A 20,583-nucleotide genomic window follows, 5' to 3' on the forward strand; every position below is an offset into this window, starting at 1 on the left:
TTATCATGGACATGTTATTTGCTGTGCATTTTTGCGGCGCTTGGACAGCTACTGCAGCTGCCGCTACAACCGGCGCATCCTTTGCCATTTTTTTTGTCTTGATGCAGCTTGTATGCTGCAAGTCCGAAAAGTCCGAACACTATAGAAGCAATAATTATTGTTGCCATACAAACCTCCTTAAATCTCTGAAGTGCCCAGAGGAGCAATTGATGATCTTGTTCTGTTTCTTGTATCGAGCGAAGACGGCTTTCTAAAGATCATATATAAAAGAGCGGCGAATGCCATAAGTGAGAATATGCTCATTAAAGTCACTTGACTTCTTGTAAAAAAGAGTGCAAATTGATAGAATATGAATGAAACTGTATAGGCGAATCCGGTCTGATAAATAATTGCAAACCATGTCCATTTGGCGCTTGCCATTTCCCTTCTTATGGCACCTATGGCTGCAAAGCATGGAGCACATAAAAGGTTGAATAAAAGGAAGGAATATGCAGATATCTGAGTAAAAGAACTTCCCATGGTAGTCCAGATTTCTGATCCGTTTTCTGCGACTTCTTCAAATCCAAACAGTACTCCAAATGTTCCTACGACATTTTCTTTTGCTATAAGGCCTGTAATTGTTGCTACTGCAGACTGCCAGTCACCAAATCCCAGGGGTGCAAATACTGGTGCAACAAGGCCGCCTAGGAAAGCAAGTATTGAATCTGATGTGTCTACCATGTTGAAAGATAAGTCAAATGAGCTTAGAAACCATATGGTTCCACTGGCAAGAAATATTATGGTTCCTGCCTTTTTCACAAAAGACTTTCCCTTGTCCAGCATGTGAAGAAAAACATTTGAGAGTGAGGGTATATGATATGGTGGTAGCTCCATTACAAATGGAGAAGGGTCACCAGAAAAACCGCGCGTTTTCTTTAATATTAGTCCCGAAACTATTATTGCCGCTATTCCTGCAAAGTATGCAGAGGGACCTATAAGCACCGATCCGGGGAAAAGTGCACCTGCAATAAGGGCTATAATAGGGAGCTTTGCAGAGCAGGGTATAAAAGAAGTGGTTATAATAGTCATTCTTCTTTCATTTTCATTTTCTATGGTCCGTGAAGCCATTATGCCAGGCACGCTGCATCCTGTTCCTACAAGCATAGGTATGAATGACTTTCCAGAAAGTCCGAATTTACGGAAAATCCTGTCCATTATAAATGCTATCCTGGCCATGTAGCCGCATTCTTCGAGTAAGCCAAGTACAAAAAAAAGTATGAGCATCTGAGGCAAAAACCCAAGTACAGCCCCAACTCCTCCTATTATACCGTCTAATATGAGAGACGAAAGCCAGGGTGCGCTGTTTACAGATTTCAAAAATGATTCCGTAGCAGGAGGTATTATTTCGCCAAAAACTACATCATTGACCCAGTCGGTAGCCCAGGCTCCCAAAGTTGAGACCGAAATAAAATAAACCATAAACATTACCAGAGCGAAAATAGGAAGAGCAAGTATTCTGTTGGTAACAATTCTATCGATTTTATCGGAAAGACTCAATTTTCCAGCAGATATTCTCTTTACACATTTTTGAGCAATATTTCCTGTAAAATTATATCTTTGAGAAGTGATTATACTTTCGGCGTCATCATCCATTTCTTTTTCTAGAAGACCTACAAGTTTGTCAGTTTCTGGTCTTATTTTTTCATAAAAAGGAAGAGTTTTTATTATTTTATCATCTTTTTCAAATATTTTAAGGGCATACCACCTAAGTGGGATGTCTGATTGGGTATATGAAGATTCATAAGTATTAGATTTTATAATTTCGCTGATTTTTGAAATTGTATCTTCAACAGGTTTTGAGAATATGTGATTCAAATTTTTTAAAGGCGCTTTGTTTTTTGCAAGTTCTACGGCTTCTTTGCAACCTTGTCCTTTTATAGCAGAAGTTTCAATCACAGGACAGCCAAGCATTTTGCTGAGCTTTGATATATCTATAGTATCTCCGCTTTTTTTGAGTACATCAGTCATGTTAAGGGCTATTACTACAGGGATTCCCATCTCTATTATTTGACTGGTGAGATATAAGTTTCTTTCTATATTTGTGCTGTCTATTATATTTATTATTACATCTGGAGATTCACGCAGAAGATAATCCCTGGTCACTACTTCTTCAAGTGTGTAAGGAGACAGTGAATATATGCCTGGAAGATCTATTATTTCAATATTTTTATCATCTTTAAAAAGTCCGGATTTCTTTTCTACAGTTACACCGGGCCAGTTTCCAACATGTTGCGAGCTTCCTGTAAGTGCATTAAACATTGTAGTCTTTCCCGAATTGGGATTACCCGCAAGTGCTATCTTTAAATTCATTTCATTTCCTCCTTTTATTCAATTTCTATAAGTTGAGCATCAGATTTTCTAATTGTAAGCTCATAACCACGAACGTTTACTTCGATAGGGTCGCCTAGTGGAGCCACTTTTGTGATGGAAATTTCAGTTCCTTTTGTTATTCCCATATCCATAATCCTTCTTCGCAGTGGGCCCTGGCCATGAAGTTTTTTTACATTTACCTTGTTGCCGCATTCCACATTATTAAGACTTTTCATTTTTATCTCCTCTGCACTATTATTCTTTGAGCCATTGATTTATCTATGGCTATTCTTGTATTCTTTACAGATACTATTATATTTCCACCTAGTTCTGAAATAATCGTTACCCATTCTCCGGCCACGAATCCTAAGTTTTCAAGAAACTTTTTTGTAGAATCTTTTCCGTTTATCTTGTCTATTAAACTGATTTCTCCGATACGAACCATGGCAAGTGGCATATTGGACCTCCTTAAATTTTACAAAATTAGCTATAACTAACTGCACTTCAAATAAAAAGTTAGCACAAGCTAACCTAATGTCTAAATATTATCATTTGAATGTGTACTTGTCAACAAAAATTATTGATAATTCTTTAAAAAAATTGTTGACCTGTATTAAAATGAGATGTACAATGGCATTAATTAGTTAAAACTAACTTTATTTTTTATTGAGGAGGGTTAGATATGAGCGAGATTGGCGTTATTTACTGGAGTGGAAGCGGAAATACTAAGGCAATGGCAGAGGCCGTAGCAGAAGGAATAAAATCAGCAGGCGCAGAGACGGACCTGATGGAAGTATCTGACATAAGCCAGGACAAGGCTGCGGAATACGAAAAGCTTGCATTCGGTTGTCCCTCAATGGGATCGGAAATGCTTGAAGAATCGGAATTCGAACCGTTTTTTGAAGCTGTAGAGCAGAAGCTTTCTGGCAAGAAGGTCGCACTTTTTGGATCATACGGATGGGGCGATGGAGAGTGGATGAGAGACTGGCAAGACCGAGTAGAGTCAAAGGGAGCTGTTTTGTTCAAAGAGGGACTTATATTGAATGAGACCCCAGACAGCGATGGACTCGAAGAGTGCAAAGAATTTGGAAAAAGCTTTGCGCAGTTTTAGTGATACAAAAACAGGTACCGTTTTAAGCGATACCTGTTTTTGTCATATATACTATTATTTTTTTATATATATTATTTTTTTATATATATTGTTTTTTTATATATATTGTTTTATTTTTGCTTCTATTGCCTGCTTTGGCATGAATCCGATTATCCTGTCAACTTCTTTTCCATCTTTTAATATGGCAACTGTTGGGATTGAAGATACCTGAAACCTTGCAGCTATGTCTTGTGTAACATCAACATCTACCTTTACGAACTTGGCAGTGTCTTTCATTTCTTTGGCAAGGTCCATGAAAACTGGGGCAAGCATCTTGCATGGTCCACACCAGTCTGCATAAAAATCAACGATTACTACTCCATCTTTAACCTCTGTATCAAATTCTGATGATCCTATTACTTTTATCATTATTTTCTCCTTTTATTGTATATAAATTTTAAATTATTACTTTTTCAAGTTGTTAAGGTATGAAACGGCAGACAATGAGGCTATGTTGCCTTCTCCTGCCGCTTTGATATACTGATATGGAGCTCCTACTACATCACCCGCGGCAAAACAGCCTGGAAGGTTGGTTTTCATCAGTCTGTCAACTTCGACGTGATTATCGGCTATTTTTAGGCCTGGAACGAGTTGTCCTGGAGATATACTGTCTCTTAGTATAAACAAGCCATCGGTTTCTATTTCGCTGTTTTTCATAACAAGTTTATTTACAGAGTTTTCACCTCTTATTGCCAGGGGAATATCATTTACTACCTGGATTGATTTATTCACTTCGACTTTATCTTTGTACATGGGTACGTAGTATACTTTTGAGGCAAGATCTGAAACATAATTCGCTTCAGCTTCATCATGCTTGTTGTAAGATATTATAGTTACGGTCTTGTTTTTGTAAAGCGGGGCATCACATGTTGCACAATAGCCCACTCCTCTTCCCAAAAACTCATCCTCACCTGAAAATGGTTTTCCAAAATTCACTCCTGTTGCCAATATGAGAGAGGATGCTTCATACATCTTATCGTTAGCCATGAGTGCATAATATTCACCCATGGGATATATATTGTTTATTTTTTCTTCAGTAATCTCGATTCCCATAGATTCAAGGTGGTTAGCGAATTCGCCTCGCAGCTCTTCTCCACTTCTTCCAGGAAAACCCAGGTAGTTGTTTATAGATGGGGCCTTGATAAGCTTTGTACTCATTTCACGACTTCCAAAAACAATAAAGCTCTTATTTCTGATTTTGGCATTGAGGGCAGCTGAAAGACCAGCAACTCCACTGCCAACTATTGCTATATCATATCTGTTATTCATATTTTATCTCCTGTTTGGATTATTAAAGTAGATTTATTTCATAAGTCTGACAAGAAGTTTCTCAATGGGGACTTTAAGTTCTGATCGTTCTTTAGAGCTTATTCCAATTTCGCATGATATAAGATGGGGTATATCTTTAATTTTATCTTTAAGATGGTAACCTTTTTCAGTAAGTTCAACAATTACTACTCTGTCATCGCTGGAAGCTCTTTTTTTTGAAATAAGATTCATTGTTTCGAGTTTCTTAATTACCGGGGTTAATGTTCCAGAATCAAGATGAAGCTCTTTGCCTATTTCTTTTACGTTCATGCTCTCATTTTCCCATAATACAAGCAGAGTAAGATATTGTGTATATGTCAGATTGTATTTGTCTAAAAATGGCTTGTAAAGCCTTATTATTTCTCTTGAGAGGGCATAAAGTGAAAAGCAGAGCTGGTTTTCCAGTTTCAGGCATTCGTATTTTTCCATAGTTTAGCTCTCCTGAAATATTGCTTAAAATTAAATTGTACACAATTGATTATGTTAATATTATAGTATCATAAGCAGCATATGTCAATATGTTTTTATACACAAAAAAAAACAGCTGAATTCATGTATCCTTCATCTGTTTTTTTGATTATTTTTTTGGTGCACCTAAGAGGACTTGAACCTCCGACGCACAGTTTAGGAAACTGTCGCTCTATCCGGCTGAGCTATAGGTGCTTAATTTATTCTTGCATACTAAATTTTAACCAAAAAATCAAGAGTTGTCAACATAATGATTTTATAAATATAAAATTTTATGAATAAGAGGACAAAGTAGATAAAAAAATAACAGAATGATAAAGAAATTTGTAAAATTTAATAGATGAAATGTATTTAATTTGAAATCTCAGCTTTAAAAGTTATTATTTGTTAAAAATTGTTTAGAATATTCTGAAATGAATATATTTTAAATTGACTTTTTAAACAGTATATAGTAATATTATTTCAAAGTAAAGAATTTTTTAATTTATGAAAAATGAGAATATATTTGGTGGTTCAGTCATAATTTAAATGTGGTTAATAATAAATAGAGTCAGGAGAAACTTTGTGAAGCGTGATTCTAAAAACATAGGAGATATCGGTAAAAACCTCGCATTAGTAACGCAAATGGGTATTATGATATTGGCTCCGGTGGGACTTTGTATGTTTGTGGCAAACCTTCTGATAAAGAAGTATAATCTGGGTGACGGGATTATGATAATTGCTATTTTACTGGGAATCTCAGCTGGGTTTCTGAATATTTACAAAATTCTGAGAAATTATTTCGAAAGTGGAGACAAGAGTAAAAAAAAGAATTAATTTAAATATAAATTAAACCGGGTTAATTAGAATACAAGGGTATTTTTGATAAAAAATAGACAATGAATTGAGACTGATATTATGGATGAATTATTTGTTACAAAACTAAAAGTAGTAAAGAATGCCATATTTTTGATGGCAGCTGTGATGGTGGCTTCGCTAGTATTTTTTGATAACTGGACTGCTTTTATTACGGGGCTGGTATTTGGATTACTTATATCCATACTTTGTTTTGAATTACTATCTGGATCCATTGTTAAAGCGGTGAGTCTTCCTCCTGAAAAAGCTCAGATATTTGCAGGTTCAAGGTATTTTATAAGGCTTGTAATATATGCTGTGGTAATACTGATTTCTATAAAGGCCGACTACATAAATGTGATTGGTACAATCTTAGGACTTTCCAGCATTAAGATGTCTATAGTGATTTCGGCAATTCTAAGTAATTTTAAATAATGTTATTATTACTCGGTAAATAAAGAGTATTAATATATAAAAGTAAAGAATTAACTGGGAAAGGAGGACTACTAATGGGTGATGGAGGATTTGGAGCAAAAATAATGTTCACTATAAGTGAAGAAATTCCTATTATTGGGGGTGTGCCTATTACAGAAACTATAACTACGACTTGGATAATCATGGCTATTCTAATAATAGGATCTATTATTTTGACCAGAAATTTAAAGCGAATCCCTGGTGGAGTTCAAAACATCGTTGAAACTGTTGTCGGAACCGTTTACAATCTGACTGAAAGTACAATGGGAAAAGACAAGGTAAGTTTTGCGCCTTATATAGGTACATTGATGATGTATCTGGCTGTGGCCAATCTTGTTGGACTGCTGGGAATCAGGCCTCCGACAGCGGATCTCAATATGACCCTGTCTCTTGCGTTGATGACGTTTTTTATGATTCATTTTAATGGGATTAGAAGAAAAGGGATACTGGGATACTTGAAAGGTTTTACAGAACCTTTTTTCCTGCTTACACCAATCAATATTATTGGTGAAATTGCGACACCGATATCTTTATCATTTCGTCTATTCGGAAACATGGTCGGAGGAACAATAATCATGGCACTTGTATATTCTGCGCTTGCAGCATTAACCACTGCGCTGTTTGGCATGAATATCCCGATATTCCAGCTTGGAATCCCTGCAGTACTTCATGTGTACTTTGATGTATTTTCAGGGTTGCTTCAGACATTTATCTTTGCTATGCTTACGATGGTGTTTGTTTCTGGAGCTATGGATTAAATTGATGAAATAATAGTAAAGAGAAAGAGGTGTTTTGATGCAGGAGATGGATTTTATAACCAGATTTCTCTACTGGCTTGTATCATTTGATAGAAAAGCACTTATTCTGGGAGCGTCTGCTATAGCAGCTGGGCTGGCTATGATGGCCGGAATAGGACCTGGCATAGGGCAGGGATACGCAGCTGGAAAAGGAGCTGAGGCGGTAGGAAAAAATCCAAAGACGTCCAAACAGACCACTGTTATGATGTTACTTGGAGCAGCTGTAGCTGAAACATCAGGAATATTAGCACTGGTTGTTGCACTGATACTGCTGTTTGGTAATCCGGTGGTTTCGCAACAGGGATCAGTACTTGTGCTTGCGGCTTCGGTTATTGGGGCTGGACTTTCCATGATAGCCGGAATAGGACCTGGTATAGGTCAGGGATATGCTGCTGGAAAAGGAGCTGAAGGGGTCGGTAAAAGACCAGAATTTCAGTCTACTATAATGAAGGCTATGTTTGTCGGCCAGGCTGTTGCACAGACAACAGGAATTTATGCACTTGTAATATCATTGGTTTTATTGTTTGCGAATCCACTGATGAATCTTTTATAGTGAATATTCGAAAACTTTAATTGGATGTATAAATGCTTTAGTCAAAAAATAGAAAAATATTTGAAAAATAGAAGGAGAAAAATTATGGAACCTATCACAGGAAAAGCATTAGTATTAGCGTGTTCAGCAATTGGAGCAGGTCTTGCGATGATCGCGGGTATTGGACCTGGTATTGGACAGGGATTTGCAGCAGGTAAGGGAGCTGAAGCTGTTGGAAGACAGCCAGAAGCACAAGGCGATATAATTAAGACAATGCTTCTTGGAGCAGCGGTAGCAGAGACAACAGGTATTTACGGACTTGTTATAGCCCTGATATTATTATTTGCTAACCCATTAATAAAACTATTAGGATAATAAATACGAGCGGAACTTAAATGCAAAGCCATTAAAAAGGAAGGAGGGCGTATTTATGGCAGGACTGATAGATTTAAATGTCTGGCAGATAGTCTTTAATATAACAAATACAATTATTTTGTTTATTGCACTTAGACATTTTCTGTTTAAACCGGTAAAAAGTTTTATGGATGAAAGAACAAGAGCCATTCAAGAATCTGTTGAAGCGGCTGAAGAGAAAAACAAGGAAGCGGACAGATTGAGCGAAGAATATCGCAAAAAACTCGAGATATCGCATGAAGAAGGAAGAGAAATCGTTAGAAATTCTACTAAAAATGCTGAAAGAAAATCTGAGGAAATACTTTCTGAGACAAAAGAAGAGATTGCGCGTATGAAGTCAAAAGCTCATAAGGATATAGAGCTGGAGAAGGAGAGTGCTTCTAAATCACTAAAAGGTGAGGTTGCAAGCATTGCTGTAATGGCGGCGGGCAAAATCATCAAAAAAACAATTGATGAAAATACTAATAGAAATCTTATAGATGAAGTCATAAACGAAATAGGTGATGAGAGATGGTCGAGCTAGTATCTAGAAACTATGCCAGAGCCTTGTTTGATATCGCGGTTGAGGAAAATCTTGTTGAAGACATAGGTGAAGAAATGACAGCCATTGTCAGCATTTTAAAGTCTGAAAAGAGTTTTTTTGATTTTTTTATTACACCTCTTGTTTCAAAGCAGGAAAAGATTGAGCTTGTGGACAAAGCATTTGGAGGGAAGGTATCAAAAACTACTGAAAACTTTCTGAAGGTTCTTATAAAGAACGGAAGAACAGACGCAATGCCTGCGGTAGATACTTACTATCATAAACTAAAGCTTGAACACTTTAATATGGTAGAAGCTACTGCATATACTGTGTTGCCAATGACTGATCTTCAGCAGCAAAAGCTGATTGAAAAGCTGGAAAAGCAAACTGGCAAAAAAATAATATTTAAGAATGAAATTGATCAAAATATCCTTGGAGGTATGCTGGTTAAGATAGGCGAGAAAGAAATTGATGGAACAGTGCTTAATAGTCTCAAAAATTTAGAGGCAGCAATAAGCAAATAAACTATTAGCAAGGGATGTGAAAATAGATGAATCTTAGACCTGAAGAAATAAGTTCTATTATAAAAGAACAGATAAAAAATTATAGTCAGGAGCTTCAAGTTGCGGATGTAGGCACTGTTATACTCGTAGGAGATGGTATTGCTAGGATCCATGGACTGGAAAAATGTATGGCAGGGGAGCTTATTCAATTTGCAAACGGTGAGTACGCAATGGCACTTAACCTTGAATCAGAAACTGTAGGAGCGGTTATTCTGGGTTCTGACGAAGGAATAAAAGAAGGTGATACTGTCAAGAGAACAGGGACTGTAGTCCAGGTTCCAGTTGGAGAAGCCATGCTTGGAAGAGTAGTGAATGCTCTGGGGCAGCCAATTGATGGTAAGGGAGATATTAAAACTTCTGAATTTAGACCAGTTGAGACTCAGGCGCCAGGAATAATTGAAAGAAAATCTGTTCACCAGCCGCTTCAAACTGGTATAAAATCAATAGACTCTATGATACCTATAGGAAGAGGACAAAGAGAGCTTATAATTGGAGATAAACAAACTGGAAAAACTACGATAGCCATAGATACAATACTTAACCAAAAGGGTGAAGACGTAATCTGTATATATGTAGCAATTGGTCAAAAAAGATCTACAGTTGTACAACTGGTTGATACACTTGAGAAAAATGGAGCGATGGATTACACTATAGTCGTAGCTGCAACTGCTTCTGAGCTTGCGCCACTTCAGTATCTTGCGCCATATTCCGGATGTTCAATGGGTGAGTACTTTATGCATCAGGGAAAACATGTGCTGTGTATATATGATGACTTGTCAAAACATGCAGTAGCATACAGGGCAATGTCGCTGCTTCTTAAAAGGCCACCGGGTCGTGAAGCTTATCCGGGAGACGTTTTTTATCTTCACTCAAGACTTCTTGAAAGAGCAGCAAAACTTTCAGATGAAAATGGGGGAGGATCACTTACTGCACTTCCTATAATAGAAACTCAGGCAGGCGACGTTTCGGCCTATATACCTACAAATGTAATATCTATAACTGATGGTCAGATATTCCTTGAAAGTGATCTTTTCAACTCAGGGGTAAGACCTGCTGTTAACCCGGGTATATCAGTTTCAAGGGTTGGCGGTAATGCTCAGATAAAAGCAATAAAAAAAGTTGCCGGAACACTCAAGCTGGCTTATTCACAATACAAGGAACTACAGTCTTTCGCACAGTTTGGGTCCGATCTGGATGAAGATACAAAATCAAGACTTGCAAAAGGTGAAAGGATAGTTGAGGTTCTAAAACAGCCTAACTCATCGCCCATATCAGTTGAAAAACAAGTTATGATAATGTATGCAGTAAACAATGATTATCTCAAGGATATAGCAAAGGCTGATATAAGAGAATTTGAGTTAGAGCTTTACAGCTATATGGATGAAGTTAGGCCAGAAATAGCTAAAAGTATACTTGAAACGAAAGAACTTACAAAAGAAAATGAAGAAAAGCTTAAAGAAGCTATCCTGGATTGCATAAAGAAATTTAAAGAGACAAGATAAACTCAGAGGGAGGTACGCGCATGGCCGGAGCAGGTATGAAGGACATAAAGCGAAGAATCAAGAGTGTCGAAAGTACAATGCAGATAACAAAAGCCATGGAGCTGGTTTCATCTTCAAAGCTTAGACGAGCAAAAGAAAAAGTTGAGAAATCAAGACCATATTTCAACATTCTCCAGGAAACAATCCAAAAAATTCTTGATAATACTAAGTCTCTCAAGTCCGCCTATACACAAGAAAGAGAAGTGAAACATTCACTTTATATTGTGATAGCTGGGGACAGGGGACTTGCAGGGGGCTATAATGCCAATATAATTAAAGCCTCATTAGCCGAGATGGAAGGAAAAAACCCAAAGATAATTCCGATTGGAAGAAAAGCGTCGGAGTATTTTGGCAAGAGAGGTTATGATGTAGCGGAAGATTATCTGAATGTAGCAGAGTCGCTTGATTTTATTGATGCGGCCTTGATTACATCACTTGCGGATGAGCTTTACAGAAAAGGGCAGGTTGATGAAGTATATGTATGTTATACTGAATTTGTTTCTGCGCTGACTCAGACGCCTAAGATTATGAAGCTTCTTCCTCTGCAGCTGCAGGCTAACCCTGCGGATATAATATCTTCACTTGAGTTTGAACCATCTCCTGAAGAAGTATTTGATAAAATAATACCAAGATACTTGGAAGGGATTGTATACTCGACAATAGTAGATGCCTTTGCTTCAGAGCAGGGCGCGAGAAGAACTGCAATGGAATCAGCCAGTGACAATGCAAGCGATATGATAGATTCGCTAAGTCTGCTCTATAACAGAGCGAGACAAGCGAGCATCACACAAGAAATCACAGAAATTGTTGGTGGTGCAGAAGCAATAAAGTAAAGATAATCCTGTCATAAGGATGAGGAGGACGAATTATGGAAAAAAATACAGGGAAGGTAGTGCAGATCATCGGTGCGGTACTGGACATAAAGTTTTCTGCAGGAAAGCTGCCAAACCTTTTAAATGCCGTAGAAATAAACCATGAGGGTAAAAAATTGGTTGTCGAAGTTTCGCAGCATATAGGTGATGATACAGTTAGGTGTATTGCAATGAGTTCGACAGATGGACTAATTAGAGGTCTAGAGGCGGTAGACACAGGAAGTCCTATAACGGTACCTGTTGGAAGAGCAACTCTTGGAAGGATATTCAATGTACTTGGAGAGCCAGTTGATAAAATAGAGGCTCCAAAAACAGAGGAAAGCTGGCCTATACACAGAGCTGCACCCCTATATGAAGAACAGGAAATAGGTACGGAAATCCTTGAGACAGGGATAAAAGTAGTTGACCTTATCGCACCATATCTAAAAGGTGGTAAAATAGGCCTTTTCGGAGGAGCGGGAGTTGGCAAGACTGTAATTATAATGGAGCTGATCAACAATATAGCCAAGCAGCACGGTGGTATATCCGTATTTACAGGAGTTGGAGAAAGAACAAGAGAAGGTAATGACCTTTATCACGAGATGACAGAGTCAGGTGTTATAAAGAAGACAGCGCTTGTTTATGGACAGATGAACGAACCGCCTGGAGCAAGGATGAGAGTTGGACTTACCGGACTTACAATGGCAGAGTATTTCAGAGACAAAGAAGAGCAGGACGTGCTTTTGTTCATAGATAATATATTCAGATTTACTCAGGCTGGATCGGAGGTTTCAGCGCTGCTTGGACGTATGCCTTCAGCGGTTGGATATCAGCCAACGCTGGCAACAGAGATGGGTGCACTTCAAGAGAGAATAACCTCTACAAAAAAAGGTTCTATAACATCTGTACAGGCAGTTTATGTACCGGCAGACGACCTTACTGACCCGGCTCCGGCAACAACATTTGCCCATCTGGACGCTACCACTGTTCTTTCAAGGAACATAGCATCTTTGGGTATATATCCTGCGGTTGACCCGCTGGATTCAACTTCTAGAATCCTGTCTCCTGACATAGTTGGAAAAGAACATTATGATGTAGCCAGAGAAGTACAAAGAACTCTTCAAAGGTACAAGGAGCTCCAGGATATAATCGCTATACTGGGAATGGACGAGCTTTCAGATGAGGACAAGACGACTGTTTCAAGAGCTAGAAAAATTCAAAACTTCCTTTCACAACCATTTACAGTTGCAGAACAGTTTACAGGCATGCAAGGTAAATATGTTCCACTCAAGGAAACTGTAAGAGGGTTTAAAGAAATAATGGAAGGAAAGCATGACTCACTTCCTGAGTCAGCATTCTTGTTCGTTGGAGGAATAGAAGAAGCAGTGGAGAAGGCAAAGAAGGGGGAATAAGCTGATGAGCAAATTTCGTTTACGCATAGTCACCCCAGATCAGTTATTCATGGATGAAGAAGTGGAAGCTTTAATTGTAAAAACGACTGAAGGTGAGCTTACCATACTAAAAGATCATATAGATTTTGTATCTAACATCAACATCCACATTGCGGGAATCAAACAGAATGGAACTATAAAAAAAGCTGCAATAGCAGGTGGAATACTCCAAAATGATAAGGGAGTCACCACTGTAATAGCTACAGCGGCAGAGTGGTCTGATCATATAGACTTAGACAGGGCAGAAAGAGCAAGAGCTGACTCTGAAAGAAAAATGCAGATGCACAGGGATAATGTTAATGAACTTAAGATGGCAGAATATAGACTTAAAAAAGCCATAAACAGAATAAATGCAGCAAGATAAAGAATTAAAAGTGTCTGAGAATAATCAGATGCTTTTTTTTATCAAGATGGAATATTGGAAATATTCAAAAAAATATTAAAAAAACCTATATAAAAATTAAATAATTGGGTATAATATTAAATTAAGTAGGAAACTAATTTCTTATTTGATAAAAGAGACAAGAGGTGCTTATGAAATATGCAATAATAGATATTGGTTCAAACAGCATCAGACTCAGCGTCTACAGACATGATGATGAAGACGGACAGATATATATACAGTTTAAAGACAAGATAATGGCAGGACTCGCAGGTTATGTAGAAGACGAAGTTTTGAATGAAAAAGGTATAAAAAAAGCATGTCACGCTATGAAAATATACAAAAGAGTGCTTGGCAATCTGGCTATTGAGAATGTGTATCCATTTGCAACGGCTTCGCTTAGAAATATACTAAATGCAAATGAAGTACTGGAGAGAATAAAATCAGAAACAGGATTTGAAGTGGATATAATAAGCGGGCAAGAAGAAGCGATACTGGATTTTATAGGGGCAACAAAAGTTGTAAAGATAGACAAAGGAGTCCTTGTAGACATTGGTGGTGGTTCGACTGAGATAGTTATTTTTGAGAGTGGAGTAATAAAATGTGCCCACAGTATTCCTGTGGGATCACTGAACATGTACAAAAAATATGTGGAAAAACTATTGCCTTCCAAGGTGGAAAAGCGGGCCATAGCAAATGAAGTGAAAAAAGAAATGGAAAAACTTAATATTGAAAATCCAGAAAAACAGCAAAAAATTTGTGGAGTTGGGGGAACACTAAGAGCTGCAAGAAAACTGAGCATAGAAATAACTGGAAAGGATAGTAGTGAAAAAGACATAGATTCAGGAGATATAAAAAAAATAATGAAAGAGCTTGAGGGCGAAGAAAAACAAACTATAGATAAGATCCTCAAGATAGTTCCTGAGAGAATTCATACTATTTTGCCAGGCATGATAATACTTAATACTGTAATAAGATATTTTGATGCAAAGCAGATTTATGTGAGCAGCTACGGTGCAAGAGAAGGATATCTCTATAAAAATGTACTCAAGCAGTAATATGCAAGGGGGATGGGTCTAATGGAAAAAGAAGTTGCGGAAAAGTCAAACAACAAGCTTTATACTCAAGACAGAGAGATATCATGGCTAAAATTCAATAAAAGAGTACTCGAGGAAGCCGAAGACAAAATGGCGCCTTTGCTTGAAAGACTTAAATTCGTATCAATATTCATGACCAATCTGGATGAGTTCTACATGATAAGAGTAGGAAGGCTCAATGATTTAAATAAAATAAAGGTAGAAGTAAGGAACGATAAATCCAATCTTACTCCAGGAGAGCAGCTCGAAGCTATATTTGAAAAAACTCAAAAATTAATAAAAGAAAGAGATGCAGTCTATTGTGACATAGATGAGCAGCTCAGGAAATATGGTATATACAATCTCAAATTTAATGAACTTGACAAAAACGAAAAAAAATATATTGAAAATTATTTTAAAAACAGGATTCAGCCTATACTTTCGCCTATGATAATAGATAATCAGCACCCCTTTCCACACCTTGCTAACAAGCAGCTTTATGTACTTACTACACTCAAAGGTGACCAGGGTACAAAAGGCATAAAAGTTGGTATAATCCCAGTGCCAGAGAGTCTTCCAAGTGTAATATATATAGAAGATCCTGAGTCATTTATAAAAATTGATGAAGTAAGGTTTATAAGGATAGAAGAGATTATACAAGGATATTCTCAAAATATGTTTGGACAGTATCAGGCTGAAGAAAAAACGGTTATTGCAGTGACTCGCAATGCTGACCTTAACCTAAATGAAGAGATAGAAGAAGATGACGGTGAAGATTACAGGCACTTCATGAAAAAACTCCTCAAAAAAAGAGGAAGACTATTACCGGTAAGACTTGAGGTGATGGGAGAATTGTCTGCAGACCAGACCAGATTTATGACTAAAAAACTGGATATTACAGAAAAACAGATTTTTCAGAGTATACTTCCAATAAAGCTAAGTCATGCGTTTGAACTTGCGGAAAAAATTTCAGTCGAAAAAAAACTACTGCTCTGTGACAGAGTGTTTGAGTCACAGTATCCTTCTTCTTTCACCAAAGATAAGAAAATAAGGATAACAGACCAGATAAAAAACAAGGATGCATTGCTTCACTATCCTTATGAACAGATGGAACCCTTCATAAGTCTCTTAAAAGAAAGTGCCAGTGATCCAAATGTACTCTGTATAAAGATAACAGTTTACAGGTTGGCCCTAAGATCAAAAATAGCAGAGCAGTTGTGCGAAGCAGCGGAAAATGGAAAAGAAGTTCATGTCCTAATGGAGCTTAAAGCCAGGTTTGATGAGCAAAATAATATAGCATGGGCGGAAAGACTTGAAGATGCTGGATGCAATGTGATATACGGACTGGAAGATTTTAAAGTCCACTCCAAGATCTGCCTGATTACGAGAAATGATGGTGGAAGCATTAACTATATAACTCAAGTGGGTACAGGCAATTATAATGAAAAAACAGCAACGCTTTATTCTGACTATAGTCTTATGACAGCAAATACAGAAATAGGAAAAGATGCGAATGAATTTTTTAAGAATATGATGATATCTAACCCCTATGGGATTTATAACAGGTTGTGGGTTGCACCTAATTCATTGAAAAATAATATAATAATAGCTATAGATGAAGAAATAAATAAAGTTAAAGCTGGAAAATCTGGAATGGTAGTTATGAAGGCAAACTCGCTTACAGAGCGAAGTATAATGGATAAGTTGAGTGAAGCATCGCAGGCTGGTGTTGAAATTAATTTAATAATCAGAGGAATTTGTTGTATATTACCGGGCATAGACGGGTATACAGAAAACATACAGGTATTTAGCCTGGTAGGAAGATTTCTTGAGCATCACAGAGTTTACATGTTTGGTCAGGGAGATGATAGAAAAATATATATATCTTCGGCAGATCTTATGACCAGAAACCTTACGAGACGGGTAGAAATTGCATGTCCCATACTGGATTATCAGCTAAGAAAAAAAATAGAAAACACACTGGAAGTAATACTTTCGGATAATGTAAAACTAAGACAACTTAGGAAAGATGGAAACTATATAAGAGTAACTGGGGACTCGGGAAGCCGAATAAATGCCCAGGAGATATTCATCGAAGAGGCCAGAGCGCTACTGACTGAAATTAATAGTGATTATATACCTGAAGGGTTTGCGCCAGACATAAATGAGTTTTTAAGAAAAATACGTAGCTTATTTACAAGGAAATCATAAGAAGTAATAAATATCATGTTTGTTTATTTGTCTCCAGGGGCAAATTCAAAATAAAAATTAATTTTAATTAATAATATTAAAGAAAAGAGGTAAAAGAATGAAAGCGGATATAAAAAGAGAAGAAATGTTAGATGCGTTCATGCAGGCATTCATGGAATTTGGCTTAGATAAATCATCAACAAAAAAACTTACATCCAAAGCAGGGGTTAATGAGGCGCTTTTGTATTATTATTTTTCAGATAAGAATGAAGCTATAGTAGCATGTGTAAACAGACAGTATGAGAAGAACAGAAATGGAAGTTTTGATATAGTTAAGAAAAATCTTGTGGATCCTGAAAAAATGATGGAAAAGCTTTTTAATTATACAAAAAAGACATCGGCAGAACAGCGCTTTATGATGGAGGTGATTTCTCATCCAGTATACTCTAAGAGCGTGCTTCCATTAGTAAAGGAAATGAGCAAGAAGCTCGAAGCTGATATACAAGAATACGCAGATCAACACAAAAAAGATTCAGGAGCGTTGATTACATTGATGAATCTGGCATACAGTGCACTAAATGATTATTGTCTCACAAAAAATGAAGAAATCTTCATGTCATCAAAGCAGTTTATCGTAAGTCAGTTAAATACAGTGATGGCATAAATAAAAGAAGATATGGCAAAATAAATCTAAACCTTGAAAAATAGTCTCAATATAGCTATTTTTCAAGGTTTTATGTTATAATAGTCAAAAATATAAAAACCCTTATGCAAAGGAGAAATAACATATGAAATATTTTGCAGGAATAGACCTTGGGGGAACGACCATAAAGGGAGGAATTGTAGACAGGGAGAATAGAATTATCTATTCAAAGAGCATAGATACAGTTGTAGAGCGAGGATTTGAAGCGGTTGCTGAAGACATTGCAAAGCTTGTAGAAGAACTTCTGATTATAAATAATTTAGAAATGGATGATATAGAATATGTGGGAGTAGGATCCCCAGGAGCGGTAGATACAAAAAGTGGAAAAATATATTTTTCAGGAAATTTAGGATGGGAAAATGTTGAACTTGGCGGATATCTTAAAAGCAGATTAAAAAAAGAAGTATACGTCGGAAATGACGGGGCTTGTGCAGCGCTTGGAGAATTCTTATGTCTTGAAGATAAGAATGTAGATTCTATGGCAATGATAACAATTGGAACTGGCGTTGGTTTTGGATTTATATTTAATGGGCATATGTACGATGGGGCTACATATGGGGGAGGCGAGTTTGGCCATACTACTCTGGTTTTTGGAGGAGAACAGTGTACCTGTGGGCAAAAAGGCTGCATTGAAGCATACGCTTCATTTACTGCCCTTATAAGAGATGCGACAAGGTTTGCTTCAGATAATCCCAAAAGCTGTATAGCCCAAATTGTCTCTCAAAATGGAAAAATAAACGGAAAAGATATATTTGAAGCTGCAAAAAAAGGATGCCCAGATGCCCAGATGCTGACGGAAAGATTTATAGAATACATTGGAGCAGGCATAGTAAATATAATTAACATGTTGGACCCTCAGGTAATAGTAATTGGCGGAGGAATTTCCAGATCGTCTGATTATTTTCTTCCAAAAGTTATAAAATATGCGTCAGAAAATGTTTTTTGCAGACAGGCAAAACTGAGTGAAATAAGGGTGGCGGCGAGAGGCAATGAAGCAGGAATAATCGGCGCGGCAAGACTGGGAGACTATATAAAATAGATATCTTAAATAATTGAAAAGGAGAGTTCTTATGGAAAAGAAAATAACTTTGGATCTTAGCAAGAGCCAGATAAGTGAAGACTCTATATTGAAATTTCAGAGCAGAGCAAAGGATATACATAAAAAGCTTCACTCTGGAGAAGAAGCCTACACTGGCTGGGTAGATTATGGAGTGGACCTTAGTGAAGAGCTTATATCAAAAATTGAAAAAACTGCGCAAGATATAAGAAAGGAATGTACAGCCTTTGTGATTCTTGGAATAGGAGGATCGTATCTTGGAGCAAGAGCCTGTATAGACATGCTTGGAAATACTTTTCATAATCAGATAAAATCAGAAACTCCAAAGATTTATTACGCAGGACACAACATGAGCAGCGCCTACTATCTTGAACTATTGAAAGTGCTTGAAGGAGAAGACGTCACCGTATGCGTAATATCAAAGTCAGGGACTACCATAGAGACAAGCGTAGCCTTTGCAATATTCAAGGAGTTTCTAAGAGATAAATATAAGGATTCATTTGCAGACAGAATAATTGCAATAACGGACATAGAAAAAGGAGTTTTAAGGCCTGAAGCGGAAAAAAACGGGTATAGGACATTTGAAGTTCCAGATTCAGTGGGTGGAAGATATTCAGTTATAACTCCGGTTGGACTGCTTCCTATAGCGGTTGCAGGAATAGATATAAGACAAATTATAGGTGGAAATCGCCATGCATATAAAATGTATGAGAACGCAGACCTGAAAGATAATGATGCATACAGGTATGGGGTGGCGAGATATCTGCTCAATACTGAACTTGGCAAGGATATAGAATGCTATGAGTTTTATGAGACAAAACTTAAAAATCTTACAGAGTGGATGAAGCAGCTTTTTGGAGAAAGCGAAGGAAAATGCGGCCAGGGACTTTTTCCAGTTACAGTGGAAATGACTACAGAGCTCCATTCTATGGGCCAGTATCTTCAAGAGGGTCAGCAGATATTTGCTGAAACTGTCCTTAATATAGAAAATACCGGGGCTCACATATCTATACCACAAGAGCTTGGATATGACAGTTCATGGACCATGGAAAAGCTGAATTCGATAATTGCTGAGGGTGTTATACAGGCGCACAGACAAGAAAACATGACTCCAACCATACAGATAAATATAAAAGATCTGACTGCGCATACTTTTGGTTTTATGATTTATTTCTTTGAAAAGGCATGCGCTATGTGTTGTTACCTTAGAGATATAGATCCATTTGATCAACCTGGAGTAGAAAAATACAAGGCAAATGTAAGACAGATAATAAAGAAGGGATAGCAATATAATAATTTATTAATACTGTTATCAAATACAAAAATTAATGTTATAATGAAGGTGCAATTTAATAATAACATTCTGGGGAGGATGTAAGATGATTAAAACAATAAGCAAGAACTTAAATGTAATAGAGTCTATGCTTTATTTCTGGCAGGCAACCAAAGAAAAAGAAAAAGTAGGCGAGAATTACTTAGTTACACTCAGTGAATATGATGAGATGAAATTACTGTATAATGATGATTTTAATGCTGAATCAGTAAGGAAATCTCTAAGTGCCATTTCCAACAGGGAAATGCTCAATGGCGGGACTCAAAAAGAAAGACAGTTCTGGAATAATAACATGTGGATGATGGAAGACATGGATTATATGAGAATGATGGTAGACCCCCTGAAAAAACTTAACCTTGACACTTTGATAGATAGCATAAATAGTAAAAAGGATATAGCTCAGGAAGAAATAGAGGTAGTATTTATACCTGCAAATAAGGAAGAATGTATTATCAAGGGAAACAAACTTGTAATAAACTTCTTTAAAGTAACACCTGATCTTATGGACGAAAAAATAACAACTATAGAAGGCAAAAATCTGATTGAATATATTGAAGAGAAAATCCTTGAGAACTTTTAAAATACAAATC

At 37.0% G+C, this 20,583-nt stretch carries 25 protein-coding genes and 1 tRNA gene; 18 read left to right on the plus strand and 8 right to left on the minus strand.

All coding sequences use genetic code 11. The features are described from left to right. Window positions 1-14 precede the first annotated feature (14 nt). From G558_RS13600 to G558_RS0103045, 4 genes are read right to left on the minus strand one after another with little or no spacing between them, the layout of a single operon-like run. A complete protein-coding gene (locus tag G558_RS13600; RefSeq protein ID WP_071604443.1) occupies window positions 15-167 on the minus strand; it encodes a FeoB-associated Cys-rich membrane protein in 153 nt (50 codons plus the stop codon). A 10-nt stretch (window positions 168-177) separates the two neighbouring features. Next, a complete protein-coding gene (feoB, locus tag G558_RS0103035; RefSeq protein WP_028828853.1) occupies window positions 178-2,349 on the minus strand; it encodes a ferrous iron transport protein B in 2,172 nt (723 codons plus the stop codon). A 14-nt stretch (window positions 2,350-2,363) separates the two neighbouring features. Beyond that, window positions 2,364-2,585: a FeoA family protein gene (locus tag G558_RS0103040; RefSeq protein WP_028828854.1), complete on the minus strand. Its 222-nt coding sequence runs from the start codon at window positions 2,583-2,585 to the stop codon at window positions 2,364-2,366. Between the two features lie 2 nt (window positions 2,586-2,587). Further along, entirely contained in the window at window positions 2,588-2,806 is a 219-nt protein-coding gene (locus G558_RS0103045) for a FeoA family protein (protein WP_028828855.1), read from the minus strand. A 225-nt stretch (window positions 2,807-3,031) separates the two neighbouring features. Here G558_RS0103045 and G558_RS0103050 point away from each other — a divergent pair, with 225 nt between their 5' ends. Further along, window positions 3,032-3,460 carry a flavodoxin gene (locus tag G558_RS0103050; protein WP_028828856.1) on the plus strand — a complete coding sequence of 143 codons (429 nt, stop codon included), beginning with the start codon at window positions 3,032-3,034 and terminating at the stop codon, window positions 3,458-3,460. Between the two features lie 96 nt (window positions 3,461-3,556). Here the strand turns inward: G558_RS0103050 and trxA are convergent, their stop codons facing one another. The 4 genes from trxA to G558_RS0103070 all read right to left on the minus strand — a co-directional run bounded on the left by trxA (window position 3,557) and on the right by G558_RS0103070 (window position 5,470). Then, on the minus strand, window positions 3,557-3,868 hold the full coding sequence (gene trxA / locus G558_RS0103055) for a thioredoxin (protein ID WP_028828857.1): 312 nt from the start codon (window positions 3,866-3,868) through the stop codon (window positions 3,557-3,559). Window positions 3,869-3,904: 36 nt separating this feature from the next. Beyond that, complete coding sequence (locus G558_RS0103060; RefSeq protein WP_028828858.1) at window positions 3,905-4,768, minus strand: NAD(P)/FAD-dependent oxidoreductase; 864 nt, start codon at window positions 4,766-4,768, stop codon at window positions 3,905-3,907. 33 nt (window positions 4,769-4,801) lie between these two features. Further along, window positions 4,802-5,236, minus strand: a complete 435-nt coding sequence (locus G558_RS0103065; protein WP_028828859.1) for a MarR family winged helix-turn-helix transcriptional regulator — start codon at window positions 5,234-5,236, stop codon at window positions 4,802-4,804. A 157-nt stretch (window positions 5,237-5,393) separates the two neighbouring features. Next, window positions 5,394-5,470, minus strand: a tRNA-Arg gene (locus tag G558_RS0103070). A 369-nt stretch (window positions 5,471-5,839) separates the two neighbouring features. Here G558_RS0103070 and G558_RS12215 point away from each other — a divergent pair. The 17 genes from G558_RS12215 (at window position 5,840) to G558_RS0103155 (ending at window position 20,573) form a co-directional block, all read left to right on the plus strand. Then, window positions 5,840-6,091 (plus strand): AtpZ/AtpI family protein, encoded by a 252-nt coding sequence (locus G558_RS12215; RefSeq protein WP_051188425.1) that lies wholly within the window; start codon window positions 5,840-5,842, stop codon window positions 6,089-6,091. Between the two features lie 81 nt (window positions 6,092-6,172). Then, window positions 6,173-6,544 (plus strand): ATP synthase subunit I, encoded by a 372-nt coding sequence (locus G558_RS0103080; protein ID WP_028828860.1) that lies wholly within the window; start codon window positions 6,173-6,175, stop codon window positions 6,542-6,544. A gap of 74 nt (window positions 6,545-6,618) precedes the next feature. Then, window positions 6,619-7,341, plus strand: coding sequence for a F0F1 ATP synthase subunit A (locus G558_RS0103085; protein WP_028828861.1), 723 nt, complete (start codon window positions 6,619-6,621; stop codon window positions 7,339-7,341). A gap of 37 nt (window positions 7,342-7,378) precedes the next feature. After that, window positions 7,379-7,933 carry an ATP synthase F0 subunit C gene (atpE, locus tag G558_RS0103090; protein WP_036931463.1) on the plus strand — a complete coding sequence of 185 codons (555 nt, stop codon included), beginning with the start codon at window positions 7,379-7,381 and terminating at the stop codon, window positions 7,931-7,933. An 84-nt stretch (window positions 7,934-8,017) separates the two neighbouring features. Beyond that, window positions 8,018-8,287 carry an ATP synthase F0 subunit C gene (atpE, locus tag G558_RS0103095; RefSeq protein ID WP_028828863.1) on the plus strand — a complete coding sequence of 90 codons (270 nt, stop codon included), beginning with the start codon at window positions 8,018-8,020 and terminating at the stop codon, window positions 8,285-8,287. 55 nt (window positions 8,288-8,342) lie between these two features. Then, complete coding sequence (atpF, locus tag G558_RS0103100) at window positions 8,343-8,849, plus strand: F0F1 ATP synthase subunit B (RefSeq protein ID WP_028828864.1); 507 nt, start codon at window positions 8,343-8,345, stop codon at window positions 8,847-8,849. Then, window positions 8,837-9,370 carry an ATP synthase F1 subunit delta gene (gene atpH / locus G558_RS0103105; RefSeq protein WP_028828865.1) on the plus strand — a complete coding sequence of 178 codons (534 nt, stop codon included), beginning with the start codon at window positions 8,837-8,839 and terminating at the stop codon, window positions 9,368-9,370. The genes atpF and atpH overlap by 13 nt, the downstream gene beginning before the upstream one ends. A 26-nt stretch (window positions 9,371-9,396) precedes the next feature. Then, complete coding sequence (gene atpA, locus G558_RS0103110) at window positions 9,397-10,911, plus strand: F0F1 ATP synthase subunit alpha (RefSeq protein WP_028828866.1); 1,515 nt, start codon at window positions 9,397-9,399, stop codon at window positions 10,909-10,911. 20 nt (window positions 10,912-10,931) lie between these two features. Continuing rightward, window positions 10,932-11,783 carry an ATP synthase F1 subunit gamma gene (atpG, locus tag G558_RS0103115; protein ID WP_028828867.1) on the plus strand — a complete coding sequence of 284 codons (852 nt, stop codon included), beginning with the start codon at window positions 10,932-10,934 and terminating at the stop codon, window positions 11,781-11,783. Window positions 11,784-11,818: 35 nt separating this feature from the next. Next, entirely contained in the window at window positions 11,819-13,213 is a 1,395-nt protein-coding gene (gene atpD, locus G558_RS0103120; RefSeq protein WP_028828868.1) for a F0F1 ATP synthase subunit beta, read from the plus strand. Between the two features lie 4 nt (window positions 13,214-13,217). Next, window positions 13,218-13,616: an ATP synthase F1 subunit epsilon gene (gene atpC, locus G558_RS0103125; protein ID WP_028828869.1), complete on the plus strand. Its 399-nt coding sequence runs from the start codon at window positions 13,218-13,220 to the stop codon at window positions 13,614-13,616. Window positions 13,617-13,786: 170 nt separating this feature from the next. After that, on the plus strand, window positions 13,787-14,692 hold the full coding sequence (locus G558_RS0103130) for a Ppx/GppA phosphatase family protein (protein ID WP_028828870.1): 906 nt from the start codon (window positions 13,787-13,789) through the stop codon (window positions 14,690-14,692). Between the two features lie 21 nt (window positions 14,693-14,713). Continuing rightward, on the plus strand, window positions 14,714-16,921 hold the full coding sequence (gene ppk1 / locus G558_RS0103135; protein ID WP_028828871.1) for a polyphosphate kinase 1: 2,208 nt from the start codon (window positions 14,714-14,716) through the stop codon (window positions 16,919-16,921). A 97-nt stretch (window positions 16,922-17,018) separates the two neighbouring features. Next, the gene (locus G558_RS0103140; protein WP_028828872.1) at window positions 17,019-17,564 is read left to right on the plus strand and encodes a TetR/AcrR family transcriptional regulator; all 546 of its coding nucleotides are present in this window, start codon (window positions 17,019-17,021) and stop codon (window positions 17,562-17,564) included. A gap of 124 nt (window positions 17,565-17,688) precedes the next feature. Then, window positions 17,689-18,642, plus strand: coding sequence for an ROK family protein (locus G558_RS0103145; protein ID WP_028828873.1), 954 nt, complete (start codon window positions 17,689-17,691; stop codon window positions 18,640-18,642). Window positions 18,643-18,673: 31 nt separating this feature from the next. Beyond that, a complete protein-coding gene (locus tag G558_RS12220; RefSeq protein ID WP_036931489.1) occupies window positions 18,674-19,945 on the plus strand; it encodes a glucose-6-phosphate isomerase in 1,272 nt (423 codons plus the stop codon). Between the two features lie 94 nt (window positions 19,946-20,039). Next, the gene (locus G558_RS0103155) at window positions 20,040-20,573 is read left to right on the plus strand and encodes a TDE2712 family protein (RefSeq protein ID WP_036931466.1); all 534 of its coding nucleotides are present in this window, start codon (window positions 20,040-20,042) and stop codon (window positions 20,571-20,573) included. The last annotated feature ends 10 nt before the right edge of the window (window positions 20,574-20,583 follow it).

The sequence above is a fragment of the Proteocatella sphenisci DSM 23131 genome, assembly GCF_000423525.1.
GTDB classification, from domain to species: domain Bacteria; phylum Bacillota; class Clostridia; order Peptostreptococcales; family Filifactoraceae; genus Proteocatella; species Proteocatella sphenisci.

Bases quoted from the DNA above. Each gene is read 5' to 3' on its own strand.
- G558_RS0103040 (WP_028828854.1), bottom strand. From the start codon at position 2,585: ATGAAAAGTCTTAATAATGTGGAATGCGGCAACAAGGTAAATGTAAAA.
- G558_RS0103145 (WP_028828873.1), top strand. From the start codon at position 17,689: ATGAAATATTTTGCAGGAATAGACCTTGGGGGAACGACCATAAAGGGA.
- feoB (WP_028828853.1), bottom strand. From the start codon at position 2,349: ATGAATTTAAAGATAGCACTTGCGGGTAATCCCAATTCGGGAAAGACT.
- atpD (WP_028828868.1), top strand. From the start codon at position 11,819: ATGGAAAAAAATACAGGGAAGGTAGTGCAGATCATCGGTGCGGTACTG.
- G558_RS0103130 (WP_028828870.1), top strand. From the start codon at position 13,787: ATGAAATATGCAATAATAGATATTGGTTCAAACAGCATCAGACTCAGC.
- G558_RS0103060 (WP_028828858.1), bottom strand. From the start codon at position 4,768: ATGAATAACAGATATGATATAGCAATAGTTGGCAGTGGAGTTGCTGGT.
- G558_RS0103050 (WP_028828856.1), top strand. From the start codon at position 3,032: ATGAGCGAGATTGGCGTTATTTACTGGAGTGGAAGCGGAAATACTAAG.
- G558_RS0103065 (WP_028828859.1), bottom strand. From the start codon at position 5,236: ATGGAAAAATACGAATGCCTGAAACTGGAAAACCAGCTCTGCTTTTCA.
- atpE (WP_036931463.1), top strand. From the start codon at position 7,379: ATGCAGGAGATGGATTTTATAACCAGATTTCTCTACTGGCTTGTATCA.
- trxA (WP_028828857.1), bottom strand. From the start codon at position 3,868: ATGATAAAAGTAATAGGATCATCAGAATTTGATACAGAGGTTAAAGAT.
- atpE (WP_028828863.1), top strand. From the start codon at position 8,018: ATGGAACCTATCACAGGAAAAGCATTAGTATTAGCGTGTTCAGCAATT.
- atpC (WP_028828869.1), top strand. From the start codon at position 13,218: ATGAGCAAATTTCGTTTACGCATAGTCACCCCAGATCAGTTATTCATG.
- G558_RS0103045 (WP_028828855.1), bottom strand. From the start codon at position 2,806: ATGCCACTTGCCATGGTTCGTATCGGAGAAATCAGTTTAATAGACAAG.
- atpA (WP_028828866.1), top strand. From the start codon at position 9,397: ATGAATCTTAGACCTGAAGAAATAAGTTCTATTATAAAAGAACAGATA.
- atpG (WP_028828867.1), top strand. From the start codon at position 10,932: ATGGCCGGAGCAGGTATGAAGGACATAAAGCGAAGAATCAAGAGTGTC.
- G558_RS0103085 (WP_028828861.1), top strand. From the start codon at position 6,619: ATGGGTGATGGAGGATTTGGAGCAAAAATAATGTTCACTATAAGTGAA.
- G558_RS0103155 (WP_036931466.1), top strand. From the start codon at position 20,040: ATGATTAAAACAATAAGCAAGAACTTAAATGTAATAGAGTCTATGCTT.
- G558_RS12220 (WP_036931489.1), top strand. From the start codon at position 18,674: ATGGAAAAGAAAATAACTTTGGATCTTAGCAAGAGCCAGATAAGTGAA.
- atpH (WP_028828865.1), top strand. From the start codon at position 8,837: ATGGTCGAGCTAGTATCTAGAAACTATGCCAGAGCCTTGTTTGATATC.
- ppk1 (WP_028828871.1), top strand. From the start codon at position 14,714: ATGGAAAAAGAAGTTGCGGAAAAGTCAAACAACAAGCTTTATACTCAA.
- atpF (WP_028828864.1), top strand. From the start codon at position 8,343: ATGGCAGGACTGATAGATTTAAATGTCTGGCAGATAGTCTTTAATATA.
- G558_RS0103140 (WP_028828872.1), top strand. From the start codon at position 17,019: ATGAAAGCGGATATAAAAAGAGAAGAAATGTTAGATGCGTTCATGCAG.
- G558_RS0103080 (WP_028828860.1), top strand. From the start codon at position 6,173: ATGGATGAATTATTTGTTACAAAACTAAAAGTAGTAAAGAATGCCATA.
- G558_RS13600 (WP_071604443.1), bottom strand. From the start codon at position 167: ATGGCAACAATAATTATTGCTTCTATAGTGTTCGGACTTTTCGGACTT.